Here is a 25,083-nt window from a genome sequence, read left to right as displayed (position 1 = left end):
CTTCCGGCCGACGTCGATCGCGACCAATCACAGGCAGCCGTTTCCTCGATTCGACTTCAGCGACAAACGGTCCAGCTTCGATGTCAGAGGACACCGGTGTCCTCTCCAGTGAACCTGGACCGTTTGCCATCGAAGCTGGACGAATTCCTGGGGTACGCGTTGACAGGGCACCGGATTGCCCGGCCACGGTCAGTTACCGCAAGGATGGGACGGGAAGCGGCATGTCGTACTTACAGCACTTGGCCAAAGGAGCGGGGCAAGGCTCCCCGCCCTTCTGGGCCATCGCCGTTGGTTTGATCGTCATCGTTGGAGTGGCGTTTCTGCGGAGCAGGGCGCGCAGGAGATAGAACGCGGGCCCAGGCCGTCCAGCTTCGATGTCAGCCGATCCGACTGCGACGTCAGAGGACGGCCGGACGAGGCACGGCGGTCGCCGGACAGGGCGTAGCGGCGGGCGGCGAGGCCGTTTGGCGAGGGCCTAGCCGATCTGGTCGCACAGCGGGGCCAGGATGTTGGCGGCCGCGGTGTCGGAGAGGTGGGCCGGGGCGACTTTGAGCATCAGCTCCCCGAGCTGGTGGGTGGTGGCGAGGTCGTTGACGACGCGTCGCAGTTCGGCGAGCGCGGGATCTCCGCCGGCGGACCGGCGGGCGGCGGGATCGGCGCGGAGCGGACGTCGCGGACTGCTTGGCGGACCAGGCGCGCATGGTCGGCATATCGAGGGTCTGCAGGCCGCTGTGGGCGTCACGGAGCCGGGTGGTGAGGACAGAGTCCGCGTACGTAGGCCGGACGGGGAGGACACGGACAGAGCCCGCGGACAAGGAAGCGCTCGGCCGGGAAATCCGGCCGAGCGCTTATTCGCCTGCGCTCACCATCTGTCGTTGAGCGGTGATCATCTGGCGCCACGTTCCGTCGGACGCGTGTTCCGGGGGCTCATGACCCTCCGTCTTTCGGCTCGTGAGAGGGCCGGGGCACGGGCTTGAGGCCTCGCCCGGTGCCGTGCTCAGCAGGGGAGAGTGGTGTTCCCTGCGGCGCCGGTGACACCAGCGGTGCCGTTCGCCGTGGTCGTGGCCGCAGTGCCGTTCCCCCCGGGCTTGCCCGGACACACCGAACTCGCTGCCCCGCCGGCCCCACCGGCCCCACCGGCGAAGCCGCCGCCGACCGTGGAGGCGCCGCCCTTGCCGCCCTTGCCGCCGAGGATGCCAGCACCGGCGTTACCGGCCCCGCCGACGCCGCCCTTGCCGCCCTTGCCGCCGAGAGCGGCGGCGCCGCCCGCGCCTCCGCCTCCGCCGTTGCCGTTGGCGCCGCCCGCGCCGCCCGCGCCCCCGGCGCCACCGATGCTCGCGCTGCCGTCGCCGTTGCCGCCTGCGCCTCCGTTGCCTCCGTTGCCGTTGGCCCCGGCAGCGCCACCGGGGCCGCCGAGGCCACCGACGCCGCCGTTGGTTCCGACACCGTTGGTGCCGTTGAGGCCCGGCAGGCCGAGGATGCTGAGACTGGCCTGGGTTCGGGCGCTGCCCGCTTCGGTATGGGCGGGCGCGGAAGCGAGAGCGGGGGTCGCGGCGAGGCCGAGAACGGCGACCGCGGAGATCAGGAGGGTCCGGGGGACGAAGGTGCTGCGCGTAACACGCATGATGTACGCCTTTCGGTGTGCGCAGTCGAGGATGTTCCTTAACTAGCGCTTCATCAACCTACGTCCAAAAAAATACTTCACATTCAAAAATGCGATTCAATGTCTGAAAGTATATATATTGAAGAAATTTTGGCTAGAAAGTCCATATTTTAGGCTCGTTGGAGCTGGTGGAAGCAACCCATCCTGCTGGTGACAGGCCGCCAGGTCCCGGTTGCCAGACGACGATGACTTCAGCCCCCTTGACTTGACTTTCGCCGGATAGTGACCTGCGACAGAAGATCTTGACCGTTTGCCAGATGAGTTTGACCGCCTATCTCCGATCACCTTTTGCGACGAGGCCGAGGGCTCCCAGGATCGTCACGAGCCTGGACGGCAGGTGCACCCCGCTGACGGCGACTGAGGCGCGTCGACGACCGTGACAGGGCTGTCACAAGGTTCCAAGATCGCTTGACCTTGTCCCTGGGGGAACGCCAACAGTGTCTGCATAGATCACGTAAGCGGGCGGTGTGCGCTCATCAGTCAGACAGAACGAAGAGGAAGTTCGCGTGATGGCGAACTGCGTCATTCTCGATATCGGCGGCGTTCTGGAGATCACGCCGGAAACAGGGTGGGTGCAACAGTGGGAAGAGCGACTGGAGCTGCCGTCGGGCACTGTGCACGGGCGGATGCACGACGTCTGGCAGGCAGGGAGCGTCGGAAGCGTTAGTGAACAAGTGGTGCAGGAACAGGTGGCGGAACGCTTGGGGCTGGATGCGCCCCACGTCGAAGCCTTCATGGCTGATCTCTGGACGGAGTATCTGGGGACGCCCAATGAGGAGTTCATCGCCTATGTGCGAGGGCTGCGGGGAAGCTGCAGGCTGGGCATCCTGAGCAACAGCTTTGTCGGCGCCCGGGAGCGGGAGACAGAGCTGTACCGCTTCGACGAACTGGTCGAGCAGATCGTCTACTCCCACGAGATCGGCATCGAGAGGCCGGACCCACGTGCCTTCGAGGCCGCATGCGCCAGCCTGGAAGCGCGTCCGGAAAACTGTCTCTTCATCGATGACGTCGCGGCCAACGTAGAGGCTGCTCAGGCGGTGGGCATGCAGGCGCATCTGTACGAGGACAACGCCCGGACGATCACGCGCGTCGCGGCTCATCTGGCCACTGGTCCTCGCGCTGGAGGGCATGTCCTGCTCGGATGACGTCGCCCTGACCCGCCTTCAACGGGTGCTGGCCAGGCACCCGCCCGAGTCATCCTGGTTCGTCATTGGCTGCGTCGCAATTCTCGTAGAGGGCCAGTTCGGCCTGTTGTGTGCGGGTGTTCCTGGCGTGGCAACGGACCGAAACCCAAGGCGACCAGGCGCGACCGCCGGGTCGCCGCCCGGATCACCGGGCGGGCCGCGGCGTGCTCCAGGCGCTCGTCCAGGCTCAGCAGTCGGCAGTGCGGCAGCACCGAGCGGGACATCCTCAGCACGTCCGCCCAGCCGGGCCGCATCAGCTCGGGAGTGACGGTGCGGGCCAACAGCACGCTCGCGTCGACCGCCTTCGTGGTGGGCCGCAGCACCGCCGCGGTGAGTGGCTGTGTGGCCACGTCGATCATGGCCGTGAGCTCGACCCGGCCCGGGACGCCGTCGTCCAGCAGGACCATCACGTCCAGCGGGGTCGAGTCGATCTGCATGACCTCGCCCGGGGCGAACGCCGGGAGCTCGCCGAACGGGGCCTTCGCCCCGTGGGCCTTGGAGTGGCGGGTGCTCGCCGCGCTGAAGGTGTGGGTGCCGCCGGTCGGCTTCGCCAGCAGCCGGTAGAGGGTGCGTTCCGAGGGCACCTCGAGATCCTGGGTCCCGGAGGTCTCGCGCAGGATTTCCCCGGTCCGCCAGAGGATGAACGATCCCGTCCTGGTGGAGGCGTCGACTGATGGCCGTGCGCATCGCCGTCACCACCCGCTCGTCCACCGAGCCGAATGCGGGCCGCTTCGCGGCCTGGCGGTGGTCGACCAGGCCGAGCACGCCCTAGGCCTGGTAACGGCGCCGCAGGTTGGCGACCGCGCTGGCCGACACCTTGTCGCCGGCCGCCGTCAGCTCAGCGGCCTTGGCCCGCTGGCGGGCCGTCAGCGAGCGGTCCGGACCGTACTCCGGCCGCGGCGTGGTGTCCGGACCGGCCTCCGGCTGCCGCCCGTGCAGCACCTCGAGGATGTGCCCCCTCCCACCACAACGCCTTCTCGACCGCCTTGGCCGGGAACGTCTCCAGCCGTGACGAGGCCGGAAGCGGCATCCGGACCGGGATGTCGATGATGGCGCAGTCCGCCTCGCCTGTGAGGTCCTCCACCGCCATGACGCGCTGGCCGGCCTCCGTGTCCGTCAGCGTCACCGTCCTGGCCGTGACGCCCACAACGGCACGGACCTGCCCGGCGAAGCGCACCCATGCGCCGACCTGGATTCCGACCGGCCGCTGCAGCCCGTTCATCGTTCTCCCCTCGTCGTCACGACGAGGCTGTCGGATGACAGCAGCTCGCCCTCAAGATCGGCACTCAGCACGCCGGACCCACAGCAGGTGGAACAGAACCGGCAGCACCAGGCACTGTTTCTCGGATCATGTTCTGAGCCAGATGACGAGGGCTGCAAGGGTGACGGTTCCGAGGTAGATGTAGGCGCGTTTCTCGTAGCGGGTGGCGACGGCCCGGAAGCCCTTGAGGCGGTTGATGGTGCGTTCGGCGGTGTTGCGTTTCTTGTAGCGCTCGCTGTCGAAGCCGGTGGGGCGACCGCCTCGGGAGCCTCGGTTCTTGGGGTGTCCTTGCTGGTCGAGGCGTTCGGGGATCGTGTGCGGGATTCCGCGTCGTCGCAGGTAGCGGCGCTTTCTACGCGACGTGTACGCCTTGTCCGCCAGGACACGGTCAGGCCGGGTTCGAGGTCGGCCGACTCCAGTTCGGGGCACCGATACCTGCTCCAGGACCCGCTCGAGCCGGGGTCCGTCACCGTAGTGTCCGGGTGTCAGGACGAACGTGAGGGGCTGGCATCGCCCCTCGGCGGCAAGGTGGATCTTGGTGGTGAATCCGCCGCGGGAACGGCCCAGGCATTCGCCGATCTGACCACCTACTCCAAGCGGGCGGCCAGTTTCCGCAGGGTCGGATCGACCTGGTTCGCCCCTCGACCGGTCCCCTTTTGAGGAACAGTGGCCGGAGGAGCCTTCCTTGCGCCGGCGACGTGCTGGTGGGCTCGTACTGCTGTCGAGTCCACCGACACATCCCAGTCGATCCCGCCCGCCGCATCCTCGGCTGCCTGAATGCGGGACAGCAGCATCTGCCAGGTCCCATCAGCTGACCAGCGACGATGTCGTTTGTAGACCGTCTCCCACGGCCCGAACCGCTCGGGCAGATCCCGCCACTGCACGCCGGTCCGCACCCGGTAGAGCACCCCGTCGATCACCCGACGGTGGTCACTCCACCGACCACTACGCGCACCACCACGAGGCAAGAACGACTCCAGCCGATCCCACTCCGCATTCGTCGGATCGCCACGGCCCCTGCAGCCAGCTTGGCCTCAACACCCCACCCACGTCAGGAGATCCGAGAAACAGTGCCTAGGACTCGGACGGGGCCGAGGTAGCGGAGGCGGGGCTGTAGAAGACCGAACGCCCCTGCTTGGAACGCTCCAGCAGCCCCTGCGCCACACCCTGTTCCAGTGTGTTACGCACCACCGGCACCTGAACCGAACGTTCCGGATGCGCCTCGGTGAGCGCCGCTGCGATTTCTGCTGCTGACCTGGGTTCGTTCTGATCTCCCAGGTAGGCAGTGGTCAGCTCCAGCCACGTCGGCTCTCCTGCCTTCTTGGGCGTGGCCGCCTTCTTGGAACTCTTGTGCTTGGGGGCAGTCGGCTTCCCTGTTGCTGTCTTGCTGTTGGAACGCCGGGCCGCGGGGACCACGGTTCCCTTGGGGCTCTTCTTCTGCTTGGTCGTCTGCTTGGGCGTGCCGCCGAGCACATCCTGCATCTTCGTCAGGACCTGTTCGCTGTCCTCCAGGCGGACGAGCTCATCCTGCAGTCGTGCGAGTTCGGTGCGCACACGCTCCTGCTCGCTCCGGGTCGCCGACAGGTCGTCGGCGACCCGCTGGGCATAGTCTGCCGTGAGGCTCGGAGCGGGAAGGTTTCCAGACATGTAGTCCTCGGCTTTCGACGTGGGTGTAGCGACGATGGTACCCACACGAATCAAGCCAAGCCGCCCGTGCGCCTGGTGACATGAACAGCCGTCTGGGTTGCTCTCCCGCCGGTCGTGGAGGGGGTATGCACCAGTCACATGCGTTCGCTCCTTCTGCTGATGGCCAAAAGTTTGGTCTGCAAGTTCTGGACCGAGCACATCCGGCCGAGGCCCGGCACCGGCGGCGGCAAGCCGGCGTCGCCGGGTCGTGGTCCGTCCGCCGGCCGTGTCTATCAGCCGCTCGAAGCGCTCGCGCATCTGCTGGACCGGGACTGTCCCGATACATCCCGGCCGTGCAGCGCACCCTGCTCAGCCAGCACGCGGAGGCACGGTGGCCGTACGAGGAGACAGTCGAGTCCATGCGCTCACGGAGTGCCGCCGGGCGACGCGCCTCGGATGGGTCTCGTGACCACCGCTTACCAAGCCGGGCTGGGCCGGGCTGGGCTGTGGGGGGTGTTCCTGCGGACGCGGCGTAGGTGTCGGGGCGGCACTAAGCCGTGGTCCGTCAGCTTGCAGGCACTGTCGTAGGCGATGCCCATGCCCCGATGCGGCGTTGCCGCCTGCCGGCTCGGCCGAGGAGGTGAGGTAGGAGGTGAAGGGGCGCCTGCCCGGCCGGTACCCTGCCGGAGTGACGGAGCAGATCCAGCAGGACGGGCGGCGGCCGGCGAACGACGGGCCGAAGGCCGCCGCCCGTAACCGGGCCGCTCTGGTCATCGCCGCGCGGGAGGTCTTCGCCGAGCATGGTCTGGAGGCGCCGCTCTCCGCGATCGCGCGCAGGGCCGGGGTGGGGCAGGGCGTTCTCTACCGGCACTTTCCCGACCGGAGTGCCGCGGTGGCGGCTGTCCTGGAGGAAAACGTGCGGCAGGTCGAACAGGCCGCCGCGGACGAGGACGCCACCTTCGACGCCGTGCTCGGTGTGCTGACGTGGCATCTTGCCGAATCGGCGGCTTTCATCGGTCTTCTGCACGCCGACCGGGCGGGCGGGCGCTCGGGCATCCGCGCGCACGCCCTTGCCCTGTCGGAGCGGGTGGAGTGGGCTCTGCGCAAGCACCTCCCCCGCGGTCATCGGCTGAGTGCGGGGGACGACCTCGTGCTCTCGGTCGCCATGGTCTCCGCCGCCGTCATCGGCCCCACCCGCGAGGAGCGCGAGCAACGGGCGCTGGCCGCCTGGCGGTTGCTCGGCGTCGAGGTGGGGCCGGTGCGGGCCTTCGGCGGCTGAGCCGAGGTCCGGGTCAGCCGCCGTTGGACTGCCGAGTGCCTTCCGCCAGCGCGTCGAAGGCGTACAGGTAGCCTCCGGCGGGACCGCTGACGGTCATGTACGCCCTGGTCCCGTCGGGAGTGATGGCCACGTTGGTCGCCGACTCCAGGCCTTCGGCCCGCGCGGGAAGTTCCACCGTCGCCAGCCGCTCACCGTGCCGGTCGTACACGGCCATGGCCGCCCGGCCGTGCAGCCCCTGGTAGAGGTTGCCGTCCGCGTCCACGGCGATCGAGTCGGTCTGGGCGAGTCCGCCGTCCACGCGGATGGCGGTGTGCCGGGACGTCACCCCACCCCTCTCGTCGAGGTGCAGATAGGAGATCCGGTTCTCGGTGAGCTCGCTGAACCACAGCCCTCGGTAGTCCGCGTCGAAGGAGACCCCGTTCGGGGCGGCCAGGTCCTCGGCCAGAACGATGGCCCGGCCGTTCTCCCGGTCGATCCGCACCACACGCCCGTGTGCTTTGCCCTCGGACAGCCCGCGTGAGTCGCTGACGTACAGGTTTCCCTCCTGGTCGAAGGCGATGTCGTCGGGGTTCATCCGCGCTCCGTCGACCTCGCCTGAGAAGAAGGTCCGCGGGTCGCCGCCGTCGGGGGCCAGGCTCACGACCTCGCCGTGCGCGAAGTCGCTGAGGTAGAGCCGTCCGTCGTACGGGCTGAACTGTGCCGAGGTATAGGCCCCTTTGCCGTCGGTGTGGAGCGTCCGGGACGTCTTCTTCGCGACGTCCACGCGTATGACTTTGGGCCTGCCCTCGGGCGCCGTGACGTCGACAACGATCAGGCCGCCGTCGTCTCCGAACACAGGACCCTCCAGCAAGGTCATCCCGGTCTCGCTGTGCACCTGGGTCAGCCGCATGACCTTCTGCGCCCGGATGGTCCTGTCCGCGGAGACCGAGGCCGTCTCGCCCTCGGGGTCGCCGTTCTCCGTACCGCATCCGGTGAGGATCAGCGCGCCCGCGGTGGCGAGCGCGGAAAGGGACCGGGCTGAAAGTCGCTGCATGGGGGGATCACACTTCCTGTCCAGTGGGGCGGGTTACGGGGGGGGAAGGGAGTAAGCGGCCTGCGGGGAGGGGGATGCCTGGCCGAATGTCGCCGTCCCGCGTCGACTTCAACCGGACAGTGTTGTCCGGTAGTTGCTACCGTAGCGGACGGCCGCCCGACCGGGGCCGCCCCACCATCCGGATCGAGGACCCCCACATGACGACTCCTCAAGCACCGGCTCCCTACGAGCTCGCCGCACTGAGGCGGCGCTACCGCCTCGAACGCGAACGACGTGTGCGTCCCGACGGCGCCGCCCAGTACCGCGACGCCGACGCCGAGTTCGGCTACTACGCGGCAGACCCGTACACGGAGGGCCCGGTCGTGCGCGACCCTCTCCACGACACCATCCAGGTCGCCGTGATCGGCGGCGGATTCGGCGGCGTCCTCACCGGGGCGCACCTGCGGCAGCAAGGCGTCGAGCGCGTCCGGATTCTTGAGAAGGGCGGTGATTTTGGCGGCACTTGGTACTGGAACCGGTATCCGGGAGTCCACTGCGACATCGAGTCCCACGTCTACCTGCCGATGCTCGACGAGACCGGCTATGTCTCGGAGTGGAAGTACGCCCCCGGTGACGAGATCCGCCGCCACGCGATGCGGATCGCTCGGAAGTTCGACCTGTACGCAGATGCGTTGTTCTCCACCGCGGTCACCTCACTGAGCTGGGACGAGGCGTCCGAGACATGGGTCGTGGCCACGGATCGCGGCGACACCTTCCGGGCCACGTACGTCGTCAACGCCACCGGCACCCTCACCGACCCGAAGCTTCCCGGGATCCCCGGCATCGAGGACTTCGCCGGCCACACGTTCCACACCTCACGGTGGGACTACGCCTACACCGGCGGCACCCCCCAGGGCGGCATGGCCGAACTCGCCGACAAGCGGGTGGGTATCGTCGGCACCGGTGCCACCGGCGTCCAGGTCATCCCGATGCTGGCCGAGGACGCCGCCCACCTCCACGTCTTCCAGCGCACCCCCTCCACCGTGGACGTACGCGGCAACCGCCGCACTACCGCCAGGGACGTGGGCGCCGACCGTGAGGGCTGGGCGCGGGAGCGACGGGAGAACTACCTCCGCATCGTCTCCGGCGAGAGCGCCGACCAGGACCTGGTGGCGGACCGGTGGACCGCGTCGGCGGGCCTGTTGGAGAAACTCCTTCCGAGCTTCCGGCGGCAGGGCGACCGGCAGGCCTTTGAAGCCGCCTACGAGGCCGCCGACGCCGCCAGGATGAACGAGCTCCGCGCCCGCGTCGAACAGACGGTCACGGACCCGCGGACGGCGGAGAAGCTCAAACCCTGGTACCGCTACGCCTGCAAACGCCCCACCTTCTCCGACCTGTACTACCCGACGTTCAACCGCGACAACGTCACTCTCGTCGACACCGCGGACACCCACGGCATCGAACGCGTCACCGAGCAGGGCGTCACGGTCGCCGGCACCACGTACGAACTCGACTGCCTGATCTTCGCCACCGGGTTCAACGTCGGGACCTCCGGCATCCACTCCGGCAAGCTCCCCGTCCACGGCCGGGGCGGCGTCCAACTGCTGCACAGGTGGGCGCTGCAGGGCCCGCGCACGCTCCACGGCTTCATGAGCCACGGCTTCCCCAACCTGCTGCAGATGGGGCCCCTCCAGAACGCCAGCAGCGTCAACTTCACCCACATCCTGGACGAGCAGGCCATCCACGCCGCCGCCCTCGTCGCAGCCGCGGAAGCCGGCGGCGACCTCATCGAACCCTCCCCCGAGACCGAGGACGCCTGGATCGGCGTACTGGCCGAGGGCGCGCCCGACCACGAGTGGTTCCACGCCGAGTGCACTCCCGGCTACTACAACCGTGAAGGGCGGGGCCGGCCCAACGGTCCCCTCGCCTATCCGCACGGGGCCGTCGCCTTCCACGAGCTTCTGGAACGCTGGCGCGACGAGTCCATGACGGAAGTCCTCCGCAGCAGGACCGTCCGACCCGCCTGACGCGGCTCGGTCGGCCCGCCCCTCGACCTCGAACTCTCAGCCCGCAGCCCTGGCAATGCCGGAAGGACCGAGCCGTGAACACACCCGTTCCCGTACCGGACATCGCCTCTCGCGCCCTGCGGAGCGTGGTCGTCACCGGGGCCGCGTCCGGCATCGGCCGGGCCGCCGCTCTGGCCTTCGCCGCGCAGGGCGACCGGGTCCTCGCGGCCGACCTCGACGCGGCGGGCGTCGAGGAGACCGTACGGAGGGTCACGGCCGCCGGGGGCATCGCCCTGGCGGCCGTCGGGGACCTGGCCGAGCAGCGGGTGGTGGACTCCGTGGTGGCCCGCGCGGTGGCGGAGTTCGGCGGCGTCGATGTCCTGGTCAACAACGCGGGAATCATGGACCGTATGTCGGCGGCGCACGAGACCGACGACGCCGAGTGGGACCGGGTGTTGCGCATCGACCTCACGGCTCCCTTCCTCCTCACCCGCGCCGTACTCCCCCACATGCTGACCGCCTGCGCCGGCTGCCTGGTCTTCACCGGCTCGGAGGCCGGCCTGCGCGGAGCCGCCGCCGGGGCCGCCTACACAGTCGCCAAGCACGGGATCACCGGGCTGGTGAAGAACCTGGCGGTGATGTACCGCGGGCAGGGCATCCGAGCCAATATGATCGCGCCCGGACCCACGGCGACCGGCATCGGTGTCGACAGCCGCCCCGACGCGCACGGTCCCGCCGTCCTCAGGAGCCTCATCGACGCCAACATCGGCCGCATCGGCTCGGCGGACGAACAGGCCGCCGCCATCGTCTGGCTCGCGTCCGATGCGGCTTCTTTCGTCAACGGCGCCGTCCTGGCCGTGGACGATGGCTGGTCGGCCGTCTGACACGGCCGGGCCGAGGTGCGCGCGGCGCGTCACGGGTGGGCCGCGGCGGAGACCGGGGCCTCGGTGCGGGCGGTCAGGGCAGGAGCTCCACGTACCCGTCCGTTGCGTGGACGCGGATCCGCTGCCCGTCCCGGATCAGCCGGGTGGCCCGCTCCACACCCACGACGGCCGGGAGGCCGTACTCCCGGGCGATCACCGCGCCGTGGGTCATCAGACCGCCGACCTCCGTCACCAGGCCCGCGATCCCGACGAACAGCGGCGACCAGCTGGGGTCCGTGAAGGTCGTGACCAGGATGTCGCCCGCTTCGAGGTCGGCCTGCGCCATGTCGAGGATGACGCGGGCTCTTCCCTCGACGGTCCCGGCGGACACCGGCAGGCCGGTCAGCGCGTCGGCCGGCACGTCGTCGCGCCAGTACGCGCCGGTGACGGCCTCGCCGTCCGACGTGAGGACCCGGGGCGGGGTGAGCGCGTGGTACGACCGGAACGCCTCCTTGCGCCGCTGGATGAGCCGTGCGTCCGCCCGGTGGGACCGTACGGCCTCGTGAAGTTCCTGGAACGTCAGGTAGAAGGCGTCCTCCTTCTGGTTGAGCACCTTGTCCCGCACGAGTCGCTCGGCCTCCGCCAGCAGGGCGCGCTTGTAGACGAAGTAGCGGCTGACGATGCCGTACTTCGGGTACTCCCGGTATCCGATGAAGGTCCTGACCCGCTCGATCATCCGCTGGGTCTCGCCGGCCTTCCGGTCCCCGTCCGGCAGGGCCCGCAGCCGTGACAGCACGTCCTGTTCCTTCTGCCGGGCCTTGCGCCGGCCCTGTTCGAAGCGCTGCTCGGCAGCGCCCGGCCCGAAGTTCCGCACATGGTCGAGGATCACGGGAACGAGCGTGGTGGGGCGCTCGCGCCATCGCGGCCTGGTGATGTCGATCTCGCCGACGCAGCGCATGCCGTACCGGTCGAGGTACGCCTCGATGGCCTCCCGTGCCTCGCCTCCGCCCTCGGTCTTCACCAGGTCGTCCAGGAAGGTGGCGTCCTCAAGGTGCTCGGCGTCCCGCAGGAAAGCGAGCACCTCCGGCAGCGGGCGGATCACGTCCGCGACGTCGAGCAGTGCCAGTCCCATTTCCGACGTGATGTTGTCGGGGGCCGACAGCGTCAGCGTGTCCGCGGCGTTCTTCTCGCCCAGCCACTCCCGCAGCCTGTCGTTGAGCCACCAGGTGGCGTCCATCCCCGCCATGAGCGCCCGCATGCTCAGCGGGTCGGCCAGCACCCGCTTGTGCTCCTCGAAAGCCTCCAGCAGGAAGTCGAACAGCGCCGGACCCTGCTTCCTACGGATGTCACGTTCCAGGGCTGCGATGGACGTCCGGCTGCGTTCGATCAGTTCGGTGACGACGGCCGGATCGGTCTCGATCGGGGCGGCCGGATCGGTCTCGATCGGGGCTGGCGCGCCGGTGGACGGCTGCCCGACGGGAGCCGCGTCCGGGAGCGAGGGGACGAAGCCGTCGCGTTCCAGGATGGTCTCCAGCGCGTCCCTGACCAGCGGGTCCCCCTTCCCCATGGCGTCCAGGAGGCTGTCGCGGCTCCTGGGCGATGTCAGGCGCGGGGTGACGTCGACGAACAGCCGCCCGCCGGCCTCGACCATCGGCACCATGGCCGTCAGCTGCCACATCGAGTACCCGAGGGGTTTCATGGGGTCGGTCATCATCTGCTGGTGGCCGACGGAGACGTAGACGCGGTTCCTCCCGTCATTCCCGTCGGTGTTCTTCCCGTCATCATTTCCCTCGTCGCCGTTCCCGATGGCGGGGAGAGGGAAGAGGGTGGTGATCGGCCTGCTCTGCACGATCTGGAAGCCGTCGTCGACCAGGCACCATTCGATGTCCTGCGGGCGGCCGAGGTGCGCTTCGATCCGGCGGCCCAAACCAACGAGGCGGACAGCCTGCTCTTCTGTCAGCGACGGCCGCTCCCGCTGTCGTGCGTCGAGCGCCACTTCCCTCGTACCGCCGGCGGGCAGGGCGTGTACGGCGCGCTCCTTGGCGGCGATGGTCCTGGTGACGACTTCGCCGTCCCTGACCGTGAAGACGTCCGGGTTCACCAGGCCGGAGACCAGTGCCTCGCCCAGGCCGAAGCCGGCGTCCACGGTGGCGACCTTCCGGTTGCCGGTGACGGGGTCGGCCGTGAACAGGATCCCGGACGCGTCCGCGAAGACCATCCGCTGCACGACCACGGCCATGTGGACCGTACGGTGGTCGATGCCGTTCCGCTGTCGGTAGACGACGGCCCGCTCGGTGAACATCGAGGCCCAGCACCGGCTGATGTGGTGGAGGACCGCGATCGGCCCCAGGACGTTGAGATAGGTGTCCTGCTGGCCGGCGAAGGAAGCCGTCGGCAGGTCCTCCGCCGTCGCGCTGGACCGGACGGCGTACGCGGCTTGCTCGCCGAACCGGGCGATCGAGCCGGTGATCGCCGCCGCGATGTCGCCCGGGACGACGATCTCCTCGATGATGCGGCGGATTCGTGCGCTGAGCGTGCGGATCGCCTCCCGGTCCTCCGGGTTCAGCCGCGACAGCTCATCGAGCCGTTCGTCGATCGACGGGGCTTCCGCGAGGGTGCGCCGGAAGGCGTCCGTCGTCACGCAGAAGCCGTCCGGCACGCGGATGCCTTCGATCCGCGACAGTCCGCCCAGGTGTGCGCCCTTGCCGCCGACGGCCGCGACACGCGTCTGGTCGACCTCGCTGAGGTCCAACACGTACGGGTTCGTCATCGCGACACCTCCGGAGCGGTCGTATTACATTGCACTGCGGCGGCCGGTCGGATCACCGGCGCCTCGCCCTCTGTCGAGCCTCTTGTCGGGCACGTACTCATTCCTGGTCGTCTTCCCTCCGACGAATGGACCGGCGGATCCTCTCGGCCGGTCGGCGCACGTCGTGCCACCCCTCCCGCTGTGGTGGCATCGACCCGAGGATCTGCGCCGCCACCGGGGTCTTGCCGCAAGCCCCCCGGTGAGCTATAAGTTGAGAGTGGCAAGGAGAGGTCTCTCTCCTTGCCTTTGTTGTTGGGCTTCCCCGGGCGCCGGGGCGCTCCTCCGCGTTCATTGAGTCTCTGCCGTCTTCGAACACGCAGGTCGGAAGCTCTGGCGTGGCACTCGATCGGGATAGTCACGCCGATCTCGGGCGGACTTCTGCGGTCTTGATCACCCGTCATGTCATCGGTCGAGGCTGAACCGCTCGCGGCGACGCGGCCCGAAGGGCACTTCAGGCCCCGGAGTCATTTCCCGGTGCGGTACGCCTCGCGGCCCTCGGCCGGCGACGGCGTCCGTGGGCTCAGCCAGGCCTCCGCTGTAGGTAATGTGCGGAAATGACAAGAAGCGAGCGACTCGCGGACCAGTTGGACTGGTACTGGAGCAGGAACCTGCGGCCACGGCTGGAGGGTCTTACCGACGAGGATTACTTCTGGGAGCCGGTGCGCGGTTGCTGGAGCATCCGCCCCCGTGGCACGTCGACCGCACCGATGTCGGAAGGTCCGGGGGAATGGACGATGGACTTCGCGTCCCCTGCTCCGGTACCTGCGCCGGTGACCACGATTGCCTGGCGGCTGGCGCACATCATCGTCTCCTGCCTGGGATATCGGGTCGGGTGGTACTTCGGCGGCCAGGACCTCGAGTCCCGGGCGATCGCCTACGCGGGGACCGCTGACGAGGCGCTGGAACAGCTCGATGAGATGTACGGGAGATGGAACGCGGGGGTCCGCTCGCTCTCGGACGCTGACCTGGACGAGCCGCCCGCGGTGGGTCCCGAGCGGTTTCCCATGGAGAACAGGGTCCTGCACGTCAACAGGGAGCTGATCCATCACGGCGCCGAGATCTCCCTGCTGCGCGACCTCTACCGCCGGCAGGACGGAGCCGTACCGCGCCGAATCTGACTGATCCGTCTGGCAACGTGAGAACTCGAGGTTCGAGAGGACCAGGAGAGCGTCTTTTTGCATGCGCGGTCCAAGCGAGGTGCGCGGGCGGCGAGCAGAAGTATCAGCTCGTCGCGCCAGTGGCGCAGGGTGGCTGCCGGCGTCTCCCCCGCGCCCGCGAACCTGCAACACCTTTTGACCGCGCGCCAAGACGCGATCACCAGTGACTCGCGTCGGCCGGGGACGGTTCGGGAGGATCAGCGCGACGTCTCTGCCGACCGGTTGAGGTATCCGATGCTCGGGCATCCACGGCGGGGATCGGAGCGTGTGCGTTCTGGCCGACTGAACGGGTCGAGCCGCCGGTGCGGATCGGTGCGAGTGCGGCGGGCGCGGTGGGGGCGGTGGGGGCGGTCCCGTCGGCGGGCCGGCGGACGGACGGCAGAGAGGCTCGCAGGGCGTCCGGGGCGTCGGGTGAACGGCGGATCGCCCGCGTGCCCGCCGGCGTCGGGGCGGCAACACGGAAGCGGGCCCGCCCGGAGGGAGGTGGTCGCGTCGGGAACACTTCGGCGAACTTTCTCGTTCGACCTCCGGCCCCTACCGTGAACCGTGAACCCGAGGAACCGCCTTGCCCGATACTTCCGCCACCGACGCCGTGCGCCCGCTCCCGTCGCCCTCCGCCCAGGCGGAGCGCCTGATCGAGCTCGGGGTGCACGAGATCGCGGGGATTCCCGCCGAGGCCGTCCGCGCGTTCGCCCAGACGGCCGGGCGGGGCCGTGACGTTCTGCTCGCCGTCCATCCGGAGCGCGCCCCCGCCTCGGCCCTCGCGCCCCTGCTCCTGCGCGACGGCAAGCCCGGCTTCGTCGTCGTCGACATGCCCGACGTCGACCGGTTCGCCCCCGACGCGGTCGAACTTCCCGACGCGCCTCTCTATTTCGTCGCCGGACCCGACCGCGGGGACCACATGGCCAACTGGAGCCCCGAAGAGGCGTTGCCCGCCCTCACCGAGGAGGGCCGCACCCCCTTGGTGCTCACCGAGGGCATCCACTGGGTCCTGCAGCAGCCGGCGGTGCTTGAGCGCAACCTCTGCTTCATGACCATCGGGTCCCGGCTGCGCAAGGCGAACGGCGTCCTGGACGCGCGTACCCCTGCGCTCTGGATCAGCAACGGCACCGGACGGGACGGCAAGGAGCGGCGTAACGCCCCCAAGGTCGGCTGGTGTTGGTGGGGCAACCGCCATACGTGGCTGGGATTCGCCTCCGCCACGGGTCGCGAGGCCCAGTAGCGCCCGCCCGGCCTGCTGTTGACCCATCTGCGTCGACTCACCTCCGATGAAGCGGGCCGCGCGGGCCCGCTTCATCGGCGCGCGAGAACACTGCCCCGGAGTGCGCGGCCCCCAGCTCCGACTGTTGCCGACGACAGTGCGTACGCCTTCCGCCTGACCAGCGACGACGGTTCGCGGGCTGCGGATCGACGGCTCCACCGTCATCGATCACGACGGGCTGCACGGCGCCCAGCCCAAGGACGGGGCAGCCGAACTGACGGCCGATCATGACGCCCTGCGGGTCGACCACTTCGATCGCACCGGTGACCAGCAGGTCACCCTTGAGTGGAAGCCGCCCGGCGCGGGTGATTCCGCCGTCGTGCCGAACTCCGTGCTGAGCACCAACACGGACGTCGTACGGGTGACGGCGCCGGGCCGCAAGGAGTGCGAGGGTGCCCTCGACTCCCCCGGCGACGGGCTGCCGCTGACCGGGACGCACCCGGACCACGCGCTCACCGATCTACGGCCCGCGGCTTCGAACCGCAGGTCACCGCGGTGGACTGACTGCCCGACGGCCGACTCGCCGTGACCACCTGGGTCGGCACAGACAAGGTGGCCGAGGGTCTCAAGGAACCGATGGGCATCGAGGCCGTCGACGGCAAGCTGTACGTGTCCCAGAAGCACGAGCTCACCGCGCGCTGGCCGACACCGACGGCGACGACGTGACCGATGAACGCCGGACGGTGGCGACCTGGCCGTACGGCGGGAACTCCCACGAGTTCGCCTTCGGCCTGCTCCACCGGGACGGCTTCTTCTACCTGACGGTTCCGGGGTGGCAGCGGTCGGCTGTCACCTCGGAGCCGGCCGCATCGGCGCTCCCACCGCCCGCCGCACCGGTCGTGGCCCTGACGCCCGTCCCGTGCCCGGTGGGGTCACCGCCCTCGTCCTCCTGTGACTCGCACCGCGCAGCGTCCGATGCTGTTCCTCGACGTCGGCGGTCGCTCGTCCCACGTGCTCGACCTGGGGCGATGCGGCGCGGTCGGGTCAGGGATGGCCTGCTTCCTTCTCGGATGTCGGGCCGCGGGCAGGCACCCTGAGCCTCGTGGCCGCTCGGCGTCACGGCATGCTCGCACCGTGACGCACCGTGACGCCCCGGCTGCACACGGCGGACGGGCTACGTCATCAACTCGATGTGCGGATGCTCGGGCTCCGCCGTGCAGACGAACAGGTGCTGCCGGTAGCCACTGCCTATCTGGACCCCGGTCGCGTTGAAGCCGCGGTGGCCGGGGTACGGTCCAGCACCTGGATGGGGGTGCGGGGACCAGCTGTTCCCGGCGTCGTCCCCTTCCTCGAACGTGGCGACGGTCATCAGGACCTCCATGCCGGTGCCGCACTCGGAGCAGAGCCGCGAGCTGGGGTCGGTGGAGCTCCAAGCGGGCCAGCCGCCGACCTTCCAGCCGGGTGCGTTGGACAGCACACAGTCGTAATACGTGTCCGGGTCCATGTCTTCCTCTGCTGCCTGCGGCACACTCCATTGTTGGAGCTGCTCCCGAAGTTCTTCGCTCAGCTCCAAATGGTCGGGGTACTCGGTGATCTGCTCCGGTTCGAGCACGCACGGTTCCGGTAGATAGCCGTCGAACTGCACTGCGGGCGGCTCGGGGGGCGTGTCGAGGACATCGGTGACGGCGGCTGCCGAACGCCAGAAGAGCAGGGTCCTGGGCATGATCGGATGATCGAAGGGGCACCACAGAACCTGCAGCAGGTCCTTGCCCTCCGGCGGGCTCAGATCGGGGACATCCCGTGCGTACAGCTGCGCCACGGGCAACATCGCCATGGGGCCGTCGTACGCCTGGACCGCCGCCCTCACCGGACGCGTCCGAGGAGGCCGGATCCGCTCGAGAGTCTCCCGTTCCTCCAAAGTCAGGTCCCGACCGTGCGAGGCGGCGAAGATCCGTCGTTCCAGCCGCAGATCCGCCAGGGGCCGGGCCCGGTTGACGCCATCCGCCCCATGCGGTCCCTCGCAGTGGGGCCACGGCTCCTCGGCGGGCCACAGCAGCGGCCCGCCGATCGAGCTGTCGTGCCACGTCGGCCCCCCGGGGCGCGGGTGCAGGCGGGTCGCCGTGCGGGCCTGCGGGGCCAGTTGGGGAAAGACCGCGGCGACGTCGATGGGCCGGGGCGGAGTGACAGGAGTGGCATTCATGGGCTCAATCCTGCCCACCGCCTCTGACAACGGCCTTCATGACCGCCCCAGGAAGAGTTCCGGCACGGGCGCCAACCAGGAGAGCGCTACCGCCGATCCGTCCGGTGGATGGCCCGCAAGCAGGTCCACGATCGCCGCGTGGATGTCCGTCCACGCGCGCGATTCGTCGCCATGCACCCCGGCCCGGCCCTGCTCCACCGGGTGGCCCCCGGCGCGGCCTGGCGGACCGCGACTGCCCGGCTCTCGACGCCTGGCCGCGGCGTGGGGCCAACAGCGCGTAGGCGCGTTTCCTCCGCGTCTTCGAGGCTTCGGTTCCGTCAGGCCGCGCTCCTACGGCAGGAGACGACCACCAGGAAGGGCCACAGGGCCTGGACGAACGTCACAACACGCTCGGCCACGCCGGCCGCCCCCGCACTCTGCAGCTCGGCCAGGAACCACAGGGCGCTCGCGCCCATCAGCGCGCTCGCGGCGAGCGACACATCGAGCCTCAGCCCCCACGGCACCGGTCTCCGGTCCCGGACGGCGGCCAGGGGAGGCCACACCGCCAGCAGCACGAGGCCCATGGTGGACACGGCGCCGTGCTCCAAAGCCCCGCCGCTGTTCGGGGCGGGCACCAACGTCAGGGCCAGTGCGCACAGTCCGCCGCCGGCCAGGGCCACCCGGCCGGCGGGCGCCGCCTGGCGGAGCGCGTGCGCGGTCGCCACGTAGCACGTCCCCAGTACCAGCAGCATCCCCGTCATCAGCCAGTAGCTGGCAGCACCGTAGGAGGCCAGCACGCTCAGGGTCTGCCCCGCGGGGTCGTACTCCGGCCCCTGGCGCAGCTGCGCGATCATCCAGGAGCCCACCAGAAGGACGGGGGCGCATCCGGAGGAGACCAAGGCCCACCAGGGAGCAGATCGCATCGAAGCAGCATAGATACGATTATCTCGATCATTGCTGACATCCGCTCGATTCGATCGACCCGTGCCCCCGTCCACGCACCGGAGCCGGCAGCGGTCGGGGCGCTCAGGCCGACAGCACGCGCAGGACCAGTGCGGCGGCGGCCAGCAGGGCGAGCACCACGGGCGGCGCGATCTCGTAGTCCTTGGCACGCAGGTGGGTGACGACGGCCCCGATGAAGTAGAGGACGACGCCGACGGCTGCGGCGGATCCGATCAGCGGCACGCCGAGGCCGATCAGGAGGCCGAGGGCACCGGCCGCCTTGAGCGAGGCCAGCCAGGGGAACCAGGCGCCGGGGACGCCCACCTTGGCCATCGAGGCCGTGATGGCCTCGTTGCGCGTGAACGTCAGCACGGCGGAGGCGCCGAGCGCGAAGGCGAGAAGGACGCCGACCACGGCGTAGGCGATGAACATGGCCACCTCGGGATCATCAATGATGCGAACGGTTAGATCGTTGATGACTATAAACGATTTTAGATGTTCCACAATATGTGCCCTGATACCGTGGTGGAATGCCAGCTCAGGACAGGGCCGCCCAGCCATCGGCGGGGCCTTCGACGTCTCCCGGTGATCCGGGCTACCGCCTCGAGTTCCTGCTCGCCTACCACGGCAACGCGACGCAGACCCTCATCCACAAGGCGCTCGCGGCCATCGGACTCACCCCGCGGCACATGATGACGCTCCTGCAGCTGGCCGACGGGCCGGTCACCCAGAAGGCGCTCATCGAGAGGCTCGACGTCGACCCCAGCATCCTCGTGGCCCTCCTCAACGATCTCGAGGGCGACGATCTCGTACACCGTCGTCGCGACACCGCCGACCGGCGGCGCCACATCGTCGAGATCACTCCACGGGGTGCCTCGCAGCTCCGAACCTCGGACACGGCACTCGACACCGTGGAGGACGAACTCTTCGCGGACCTGTCAGAGCGCGACCGGGCCACGCTGCGCCGACTGCTGGGCAAGCTGCGGACCTCCCCACAGGACTTCAGCTGCACGGAGGAATGAGCCCCGCTGTCCTTGGCGCCGTCGGCAGGGACCGTGCTGCCCTCCGGGGCAGCCCCGGGCCGTGTGCTCCAAGGGCGTCAGCGCCGTTCCGGCAGGTGAACGCGGTGGGGTCCGTGCAGTCCGCGTGGCGGTCCCGTGGGCCGTCACGCGGGGCCTGTGCGGTTACGTCCGTGGGGCCCGCGCGAGCGGGGATCGCGGGCTCGTGCCCGGCCCGCCGAAAAGATTTCGCGAGGTTTTCGGGCGACGATGTCGAGAACCCGCATCCGGCTCCGTCCCTGGAGTGAAAGCGGCCGCAATGAGCCGCACAGCACCGAGGAGTGACACCATGGCCAAGTACCTTCTGCTCAAGCACTACCGCGGAGCCCCGGCCTCGGTCAACGACGTACCGATGGACCGGTGGACGCCCGAGGAGATCTCGGCGCACATGCAGTACATGCAGGACTTCGCGGACCGGCTGGAGAAGACCGGGGAGTTCGTCGAGGGCTCGGCACTCGCCCCCGAGGGCGCGTGGGTCCGGTACGACGGCGAGGGCCGCCCGCCGGTCACCGACGGGCCGTTCGCCGAGACCAAGGACCTCATCGCCGGCTGGATGATCATCGACGTCGACGGCTACGACCGCGCCGTCGAACTGGCCGGGGAGCTGTCCGCCGCTCCGGGGGCGGGCGGGAAGCCCATCCACGAGTGGCTGGAGGTCCGCCCGTTCCTGTCCGCGCCGCCCACCGTCACGGAGTGACGCCACGATGAACGAGGCCCTCCTGCGGAGCCTCACACCGAGCGTCCTCGGAATCCTCGTCCGCCGCGGAGCAGATTTCGCGGCGGCCGAGGACGCCGTGCAGGACGCCCTGGTCGAGGCGGTGCGTGTATGGCCGGACGAGCGACCGCGGGACCCGAAGGGCTGGCTGGTCACCGTGGCCTGGCGGCGGTTCCTCGACGCGACCCGGGCGGAGGCCGCCCGGCGTCGGCGGGAGGACCTCGTCGACGAGGAGCCCGCGCCCGGCCCCGTGCCGACGGTGGACGACACGCTCCAGCTCTATTTCCTGTGCGCCCACCCGTCGCTGACGGCGTCGTCCGCCGTCGCACTCACCCTGCGCGCCGTCGGCGGGCTCACGACCCGCCAGATCGCCCGGGCCTACCTGGTGCCCGAGGCGACGATGGCACAGCGCATCAGCCGGGCCAAGCGCACCGTCTCCGGCGTGCCGTTCGATCAGCCCGGCGACGTCGCCACTGTGCTGCGCGTCCTCTATCTGGTCTTCAACGAGGGCTATTCCGGAGACGTCGACCTCGCCGCCGAGGCGATCCGGCTCACCCGGCAGCTCGCGGCGGCGATCGACCACCCGGAGGTGGCGGGGCTGCTCGCCCTCATGCTGCTCCACCATGCCCGCCGCGCCAGCCGGACCGCGCCCGACGGGAGCCTGGTGCCGCTCGCCGAGCAGGAGCGGGGCCGCTGGGACACCGGAGCGATCACCGAGGGCGTCGAGATCCTGCAAGGGGCCCTCGCCCGCGACCGGCTGGGCGAGTTCCAGGCGCAGGCCGCCATCGCGGCGCTCCACGCCGACGCGCCGGCCGCCGGGGAGACCGACTGGGTGCAGATCGTCGAGTGGTACGACGAACTGGCCGCCCTGACGGACAGCCCGGTCGTCCGGCTCAACCGTGCGGTGGCCGTCGGCGAGGCCGACGGACCGCGCGCCGGGCTGGCCGAACTCGCCGCGCTGAGCGACACGTTGCCCCGCCACACTGCGGTGGCGGCGTATCTCCACGAGCGCGACGGCGATCTGCCGAAGGCGGCCCGGCTGTACGCGGAGGCCGCCCACCGGGCCCCCACACTCGCCGAGCGCGACCACCTCACGCGCCAGGCCGCGCGGCTGAACGCCGGTCTTCGGCCCTGACGGATCGACAGCGCCCACAGCGTCCGGAGGTGCGCGGCCGGTAGGTCATACGCCTCCGGCGCGGCAACGCCACACGGCTCCGGCGGACAGTCTCGCGTGCCCCCGGCGCACCGCCGTACTGGCGGAAACCACAAGACCGCGGCCTCCTCCCCGTGTCACGACGGGTCGGTGACCTCCCCCGCGACTGCGGCAGCAGCAGCGGCGAACCGTACGGTCGAGCGAATAGATCACTCGATCGTGACTTCCGCCCCTTCGACACCCGGTGCGTCGCAATGCTGTGGGGCGGGCGCGCGACCCGCGCCGTCGGCAGTTGTGGGGTGGGGAGTGGCATGACGCGAGAAGCGGGACGCGACGGGGACCTGGACGAGCGGGTGGTCCTGCTCGTGGCGGGGGCGGCCGATCTGGCGGTGAGCGCGGTGGGTTCGGCCCTGGGAGCGGTGCGCGGGCTGCTGCGCCGCTCGGACGCCGCGGAGCTGGCGGCGGACGCCGAGCACGAGCTGATGGCGCGCGGGCGCCTGGTGCTGGGGCGGTACGCCGCCCCACCGCCGGCCCATCTGGAGCTGCTCGCCCGGCAGGCCGTCGCCCGGCGGGCCGCCGATGACGCCTGACCGCTGGGACGCGACCGCGTTCAAGCTCCGGGTCGACGAGGTGCTGCACCCGTTCGTCGCCCGGGAGGCCGAGCTGTTCGCGGCGATCGACCCGGCCCTGACCCCGGTGGCCGAGCAGGTGGAGGCGGTCGTCGCGGACGGCAAACGGTTGCGGGCGGCGTTCTGTTACTGGGGCTGGCGGGCGGCGGGGCAGTCGGACAGCGACGCGCTGGTGCGGGCCGCGGCCTCCCTGGAGCTGATCCACGCCGCCGCTGTCGTGCACGACGATCTGATCGACGACAGCGCTCTGCGGCACGGCCGCCCCACCGCGCACATCGCGCTGCGCGGCGCCGTGCGCCGTCGGCCGCGTTCCGTCGCCGCCGCCAGGTCGCTGGCGATGCTGGTGGGCGATCTGCTGATGGGGATGGCCGGGCAGTTGTTCACAGCCAGCGGTCTGCCCGTCGCCTATCTGGGCCGGGCCCGCCCGTTGTGGACGGTGCTGGGCCGGGAGCTGATCGCGGGCGAGTGCCTGGAGATCCTGCGCACCGGGGCGGAGCCGGACACCGCCGCCTCGCTGAAGGTGATCCGGTACAAGACCGCCAAGTACACCGTCGAGCAGCCTCTGTTGATCGGCGGTGCGCTGGCCGGGGCCGGCGGTCGGCTGCGGGCGGGCTACTCCGCCTACGGGCTGCCGCTGGGCGAGGCCTTCCAGCTGAGGGACGATCTGCTCGGGCTGTTCGGAGACCCGGGACGGACCGGCAAGGCCAATGCCGACGACGTGTGCGGCCACCGGCCCACGGCCCTGCTGGCGGAGACCTGGCGGGTCGCCGGTGACGACGACCGTGACCGGCTACGGGCCCTTCTGGGCCGGCGCGACCTGGACGAGGACGGGCTCAACGCGGTGCGCGCGGTCATGCGCGGGCTGAAGGCCCCCGGCCTTGTCGAAGGCATGATCACGGCGCGCGTCGAGGAAGCCCTCGACGCCCTCCATGACCTGGACGTGCCGTCACACGCGGCCGACGCCCTGACGGCGCTGGCGAACTCGGCGACCGTCCGGCTGTCCTGACTCCCCGCCCGCCCGCCGAAGACACCCGCACCGCGCCGCGCCGGACCACGTCGCACCGCACCGCACCGAGAACAAGGAAGTCCGTCTTGACCTACACCGAGGCTTCGATGAACGCCCTGCGGCTGGGCGGTGACGAATTGGCCGACGCCACCGTCGCCGCGCTCTTCGAACGGGGGGAGGTGGGCACGTTCAACACGCTGATGCGCTACGTCTCCACCGCCGGCGCTCCCCTGCCGGACGGGTTGCCCGATGTCGCCCGGGACTACCTCCAGGCCACGAGCGCCCCGCCGGCCTGGGTCGACTGGGAGGAGATGGAGAGGGCCCGGCTGTTCTTCATCGACAACAACGTGCATATCTCCACCGCGCTGTCGTTCGCCTCCATGCCGACCTGCTATGTGGTCCCGCACGTGGCGAAGCTCCTCTCCGCCACCCACGGGTTGAAGTACCCCTCCAAACGGATGGCGGAGACCGGCCAGTTCACCGTCTATCTGATGCGGCCCGACGCCTTCGAGGCCGGGGGCCGCTTCCTCCCCGCCGCCCAGAAGGTCCGGCTTCTGCACGCGTCGATCCGCCATCACCTCCTGCGCGAGGAGCGGTGGGACACCGACGCGCTCGGGACGCCGATCTGCCAGGAGGACCTGATCGGCGGGCAGATGTTCTTCTCGCTGCTCGTGCTCGACAGCCTCCACCGCCTCGGCATCCATATGTCGGAGGAGGGCGCGGCGGCCTACTACTACGCCTGGCGCGTGGTCGGCGCGATGCTGGGCGTCAGCCAGGAGGCCGTCCCCCGGACCCTGGACGAGGCACGCCGGTTCCTCGATCTCTACATGATCCGGCACATGGGGCCCTCCGAGGAGGGCGCGCTGCTGACCCGGCAGCTCATCGACCTCTACGAGGAGGTCGTACCCGGGACCCTCTTCGACCCGATCGTCTCCGCGCTCATCCGGCACCTGGTCGGCTCCACCTGCGCCGACTGGCTCCAGGTGCCCCGTACCTCCTGGGACACCGTCGTCAAGGCCGTACCCCACCTCCTCGGCGTCCTGGAGACCGTCGAGGACCGGTCCCCCCTCGGCGCCTGGGCCCTGGACCGCCTCGGTCACCTCACCACCGTCCTCGAACTGTCCTCCCTCACCCGTGGACGCGTGATGCACTACGCCATCCCCGAACAGCTCAAGGAGGAGTACGGCGTCTCCCCCGGGCCGTCCCGCGCCCGCCGCTGGAGTCCGCCCGCCGTCACCGTTCCCGGCCACACCCCGTCGTGACAATTAGGTAAGCCTCACCTAATATGCGATGTGTCGTCTTCGGGTCCCCACACGCCGAGAAGCCGGTCTCCCCCCTTC

The 25,083-nt window shown here is 70.0% G+C and carries 23 protein-coding genes and 1 pseudogene; 13 read left to right on the top strand and 11 right to left on the bottom strand.

Features of this window, described 5'->3' with window-relative positions; translation table 11 throughout:
* Positions 1-475 precede the first annotated feature (475 nt).
* Positions 476-742, bottom strand: a complete 267-nt coding sequence (locus AC3CH1_RS35530; protein WP_488466643.1) for a hypothetical protein — start codon at positions 740-742, stop codon at positions 476-478.
* 255 nt (positions 743-997) lie between these two features.
* Positions 998-1,624, bottom strand: a complete 627-nt coding sequence (locus tag AC3CH1_RS35525) for a hypothetical protein (protein WP_488466642.1) — start codon at positions 1,622-1,624, stop codon at positions 998-1,000.
* A gap of 545 nt (positions 1,625-2,169) precedes the next feature.
* Between AC3CH1_RS35525 and AC3CH1_RS35520 the strand changes: the two genes are divergently transcribed.
* Positions 2,170-2,808 (top strand): HAD family hydrolase, encoded by a 639-nt coding sequence (locus AC3CH1_RS35520; RefSeq protein WP_488466641.1) that lies wholly within the window; start codon positions 2,170-2,172, stop codon positions 2,806-2,808.
* 62 nt (positions 2,809-2,870) lie between these two features.
* Here the strand turns inward: AC3CH1_RS35520 and AC3CH1_RS35515 are convergent, their stop codons facing one another.
* The 4 genes from AC3CH1_RS35515 to AC3CH1_RS35500 all read right to left on the bottom strand — a co-directional run bounded on the left by AC3CH1_RS35515 (position 2,871) and on the right by AC3CH1_RS35500 (position 5,755).
* Entirely contained in the window at positions 2,871-3,431 is a 561-nt protein-coding gene (locus AC3CH1_RS35515) for a hypothetical protein (RefSeq protein ID WP_488466640.1), read from the bottom strand.
* A gap of 184 nt (positions 3,432-3,615) precedes the next feature.
* Positions 3,616-3,789 (bottom strand): hypothetical protein, encoded by a 174-nt coding sequence (locus tag AC3CH1_RS35510; RefSeq protein WP_488466639.1) that lies wholly within the window; start codon positions 3,787-3,789, stop codon positions 3,616-3,618.
* 406 nt (positions 3,790-4,195) lie between these two features.
* Positions 4,196-5,088 (bottom strand): IS5 family transposase gene (locus tag AC3CH1_RS35505; RefSeq protein WP_488466822.1). Its coding sequence is split into 2 segments (ribosomal slippage): positions 4,196-4,735 and positions 4,738-5,088, totalling 891 coding nucleotides; the frame shifts between segments, so codons are not numbered across the junction.
* A 94-nt stretch (positions 5,089-5,182) separates the two neighbouring features.
* Positions 5,183-5,755 carry a hypothetical protein gene (locus tag AC3CH1_RS35500; RefSeq protein WP_488466821.1) on the bottom strand — a complete coding sequence of 191 codons (573 nt, stop codon included), beginning with the start codon at positions 5,753-5,755 and terminating at the stop codon, positions 5,183-5,185.
* A 667-nt stretch (positions 5,756-6,422) separates the two neighbouring features.
* Between AC3CH1_RS35500 and AC3CH1_RS35495 the strand changes: the two genes are divergently transcribed.
* Positions 6,423-7,013, top strand: a complete 591-nt coding sequence (locus AC3CH1_RS35495) for a TetR/AcrR family transcriptional regulator (protein WP_488466638.1) — start codon at positions 6,423-6,425, stop codon at positions 7,011-7,013.
* A 13-nt stretch (positions 7,014-7,026) separates the two neighbouring features.
* On the opposite strand, the gene AC3CH1_RS35490 is transcribed toward AC3CH1_RS35495, so the two are convergent.
* Positions 7,027-8,046 (bottom strand): SMP-30/gluconolactonase/LRE family protein, encoded by a 1,020-nt coding sequence (locus tag AC3CH1_RS35490; RefSeq protein WP_488466637.1) that lies wholly within the window; start codon positions 8,044-8,046, stop codon positions 7,027-7,029.
* A 197-nt stretch (positions 8,047-8,243) separates the two neighbouring features.
* On the opposite strand from AC3CH1_RS35490, the gene AC3CH1_RS35485 reads away from it, so the two are divergent.
* Together AC3CH1_RS35485 and AC3CH1_RS35480 are read left to right on the top strand one after the other, a co-directional pair.
* Entirely contained in the window at positions 8,244-10,052 is a 1,809-nt protein-coding gene (locus AC3CH1_RS35485; protein ID WP_488466636.1) for a flavin-containing monooxygenase, read from the top strand.
* 74 nt (positions 10,053-10,126) lie between these two features.
* Positions 10,127-10,915, top strand: coding sequence for an SDR family NAD(P)-dependent oxidoreductase (locus AC3CH1_RS35480; RefSeq protein ID WP_488466635.1), 789 nt, complete (start codon positions 10,127-10,129; stop codon positions 10,913-10,915).
* Positions 10,916-10,988: 73 nt separating this feature from the next.
* Here the strand turns inward: AC3CH1_RS35480 and rph are convergent, their stop codons facing one another.
* Positions 10,989-13,664: a rifamycin-inactivating phosphotransferase gene (rph, locus tag AC3CH1_RS35475; RefSeq protein WP_488466634.1), complete on the bottom strand. Its 2,676-nt coding sequence runs from the start codon at positions 13,662-13,664 to the stop codon at positions 10,989-10,991.
* A 593-nt stretch (positions 13,665-14,257) separates the two neighbouring features.
* Here rph and AC3CH1_RS35470 point away from each other — a divergent pair.
* The 3 genes and pseudogenes from AC3CH1_RS35470 to AC3CH1_RS35460 form a co-directional block, all read left to right on the top strand.
* Positions 14,258-14,821 (top strand): DinB family protein, encoded by a 564-nt coding sequence (locus AC3CH1_RS35470; protein ID WP_488466633.1) that lies wholly within the window; start codon positions 14,258-14,260, stop codon positions 14,819-14,821.
* A 604-nt stretch (positions 14,822-15,425) separates the two neighbouring features.
* The gene (locus AC3CH1_RS35465) at positions 15,426-16,082 is read left to right on the top strand and encodes a DUF5701 family protein (protein ID WP_488466632.1); all 657 of its coding nucleotides are present in this window, start codon (positions 15,426-15,428) and stop codon (positions 16,080-16,082) included.
* Between the two features lie 123 nt (positions 16,083-16,205).
* Positions 16,206-16,951, top strand: a pseudogene (locus AC3CH1_RS35460) (PA14 domain-containing protein); the annotation flags it as partial.
* A 284-nt stretch (positions 16,952-17,235) separates the two neighbouring features.
* On the opposite strand, the gene AC3CH1_RS35455 reads toward AC3CH1_RS35460, so the two are convergent.
* From AC3CH1_RS35455 to AC3CH1_RS35445, 3 genes are all read right to left on the bottom strand, one after another.
* Positions 17,236-18,261 carry a hypothetical protein gene (locus AC3CH1_RS35455; RefSeq protein WP_488466631.1) on the bottom strand — a complete coding sequence of 342 codons (1,026 nt, stop codon included), beginning with the start codon at positions 18,259-18,261 and terminating at the stop codon, positions 17,236-17,238.
* Between the two features lie 317 nt (positions 18,262-18,578).
* Complete coding sequence (locus AC3CH1_RS35450; protein ID WP_488466630.1) at positions 18,579-19,163, bottom strand: DUF998 domain-containing protein; 585 nt, start codon at positions 19,161-19,163, stop codon at positions 18,579-18,581.
* Positions 19,164-19,266: 103 nt separating this feature from the next.
* Complete coding sequence (locus tag AC3CH1_RS35445; protein WP_488466629.1) at positions 19,267-19,686, bottom strand: DoxX family protein; 420 nt, start codon at positions 19,684-19,686, stop codon at positions 19,267-19,269.
* 26 nt (positions 19,687-19,712) lie between these two features.
* On the opposite strand from AC3CH1_RS35445, the gene AC3CH1_RS35440 reads away from it, so the two are divergent.
* The 6 genes from AC3CH1_RS35440 (at position 19,713) to AC3CH1_RS35415 (ending at position 25,005) form a co-directional block, all read left to right on the top strand.
* A complete protein-coding gene (locus AC3CH1_RS35440) occupies positions 19,713-20,204 on the top strand; it encodes a MarR family winged helix-turn-helix transcriptional regulator (protein WP_488466628.1) in 492 nt (163 codons plus the stop codon).
* Positions 20,205-20,529: 325 nt separating this feature from the next.
* Positions 20,530-20,937 (top strand): YciI family protein, encoded by a 408-nt coding sequence (locus tag AC3CH1_RS35435; RefSeq protein ID WP_488466627.1) that lies wholly within the window; start codon positions 20,530-20,532, stop codon positions 20,935-20,937.
* A 7-nt stretch (positions 20,938-20,944) separates the two neighbouring features.
* On the top strand, positions 20,945-22,090 hold the full coding sequence (locus AC3CH1_RS35430; RefSeq protein ID WP_488466626.1) for an RNA polymerase sigma factor: 1,146 nt from the start codon (positions 20,945-20,947) through the stop codon (positions 22,088-22,090).
* A 329-nt stretch (positions 22,091-22,419) separates the two neighbouring features.
* On the top strand, positions 22,420-22,698 hold the full coding sequence (locus AC3CH1_RS35425) for a polyprenyl synthetase (RefSeq protein ID WP_488466625.1): 279 nt from the start codon (positions 22,420-22,422) through the stop codon (positions 22,696-22,698).
* A complete protein-coding gene (locus AC3CH1_RS35420; RefSeq protein WP_488466624.1) occupies positions 22,688-23,743 on the top strand; it encodes a polyprenyl synthetase family protein in 1,056 nt (351 codons plus the stop codon). The genes AC3CH1_RS35425 and AC3CH1_RS35420 overlap by 11 nt, the downstream gene beginning before the upstream one ends.
* 86 nt (positions 23,744-23,829) lie before the next feature.
* Positions 23,830-25,005, top strand: coding sequence for an oxygenase MpaB family protein (locus AC3CH1_RS35415; RefSeq protein ID WP_488466623.1), 1,176 nt, complete (start codon positions 23,830-23,832; stop codon positions 25,003-25,005).
* Positions 25,006-25,083 lie beyond the last annotated feature (78 nt).

The sequence above is a fragment of the Streptomyces sp. MGP-P1 genome, from assembly GCF_057766565.1.
Note: the sequence above shows the minus strand (reverse complement) of the source record. Positions and strands in the feature narration are given on the sequence as shown.

Excerpts from the sequence above, each read along its gene's own strand:
- AC3CH1_RS35430 (WP_488466626.1), top strand. The coding sequence starts at position 20,945 with ATGAACGAGGCCCTCCTGCGGAGCCTCACACCGAGCGTCCTCGGAATC.
- AC3CH1_RS35485 (WP_488466636.1), top strand. The coding sequence starts at position 8,244 with ATGACGACTCCTCAAGCACCGGCTCCCTACGAGCTCGCCGCACTGAGG.
- AC3CH1_RS35490 (WP_488466637.1), bottom strand. The coding sequence starts at position 8,046 with ATGCAGCGACTTTCAGCCCGGTCCCTTTCCGCGCTCGCCACCGCGGGC.
- AC3CH1_RS35420 (WP_488466624.1), top strand. The coding sequence starts at position 22,688 with ATGACGCCTGACCGCTGGGACGCGACCGCGTTCAAGCTCCGGGTCGAC.
- AC3CH1_RS35500 (WP_488466821.1), bottom strand. The coding sequence starts at position 5,755 with ATGTCTGGAAACCTTCCCGCTCCGAGCCTCACGGCAGACTATGCCCAG.
- AC3CH1_RS35455 (WP_488466631.1), bottom strand. The coding sequence starts at position 18,261 with ATGAATGCCACTCCTGTCACTCCGCCCCGGCCCATCGACGTCGCCGCG.
- AC3CH1_RS35470 (WP_488466633.1), top strand. The coding sequence starts at position 14,258 with ATGACAAGAAGCGAGCGACTCGCGGACCAGTTGGACTGGTACTGGAGC.
- AC3CH1_RS35440 (WP_488466628.1), top strand. The coding sequence starts at position 19,713 with ATGCCAGCTCAGGACAGGGCCGCCCAGCCATCGGCGGGGCCTTCGACG.
- rph (WP_488466634.1), bottom strand. The coding sequence starts at position 13,664 with ATGACGAACCCGTACGTGTTGGACCTCAGCGAGGTCGACCAGACGCGT.
- AC3CH1_RS35435 (WP_488466627.1), top strand. The coding sequence starts at position 20,530 with ATGGCCAAGTACCTTCTGCTCAAGCACTACCGCGGAGCCCCGGCCTCG.
- AC3CH1_RS35525 (WP_488466642.1), bottom strand. The coding sequence starts at position 1,624 with ATGCGTGTTACGCGCAGCACCTTCGTCCCCCGGACCCTCCTGATCTCC.
- AC3CH1_RS35450 (WP_488466630.1), bottom strand. The coding sequence starts at position 19,163 with ATGCGATCTGCTCCCTGGTGGGCCTTGGTCTCCTCCGGATGCGCCCCC.
- AC3CH1_RS35425 (WP_488466625.1), top strand. The coding sequence starts at position 22,420 with ATGACGCGAGAAGCGGGACGCGACGGGGACCTGGACGAGCGGGTGGTC.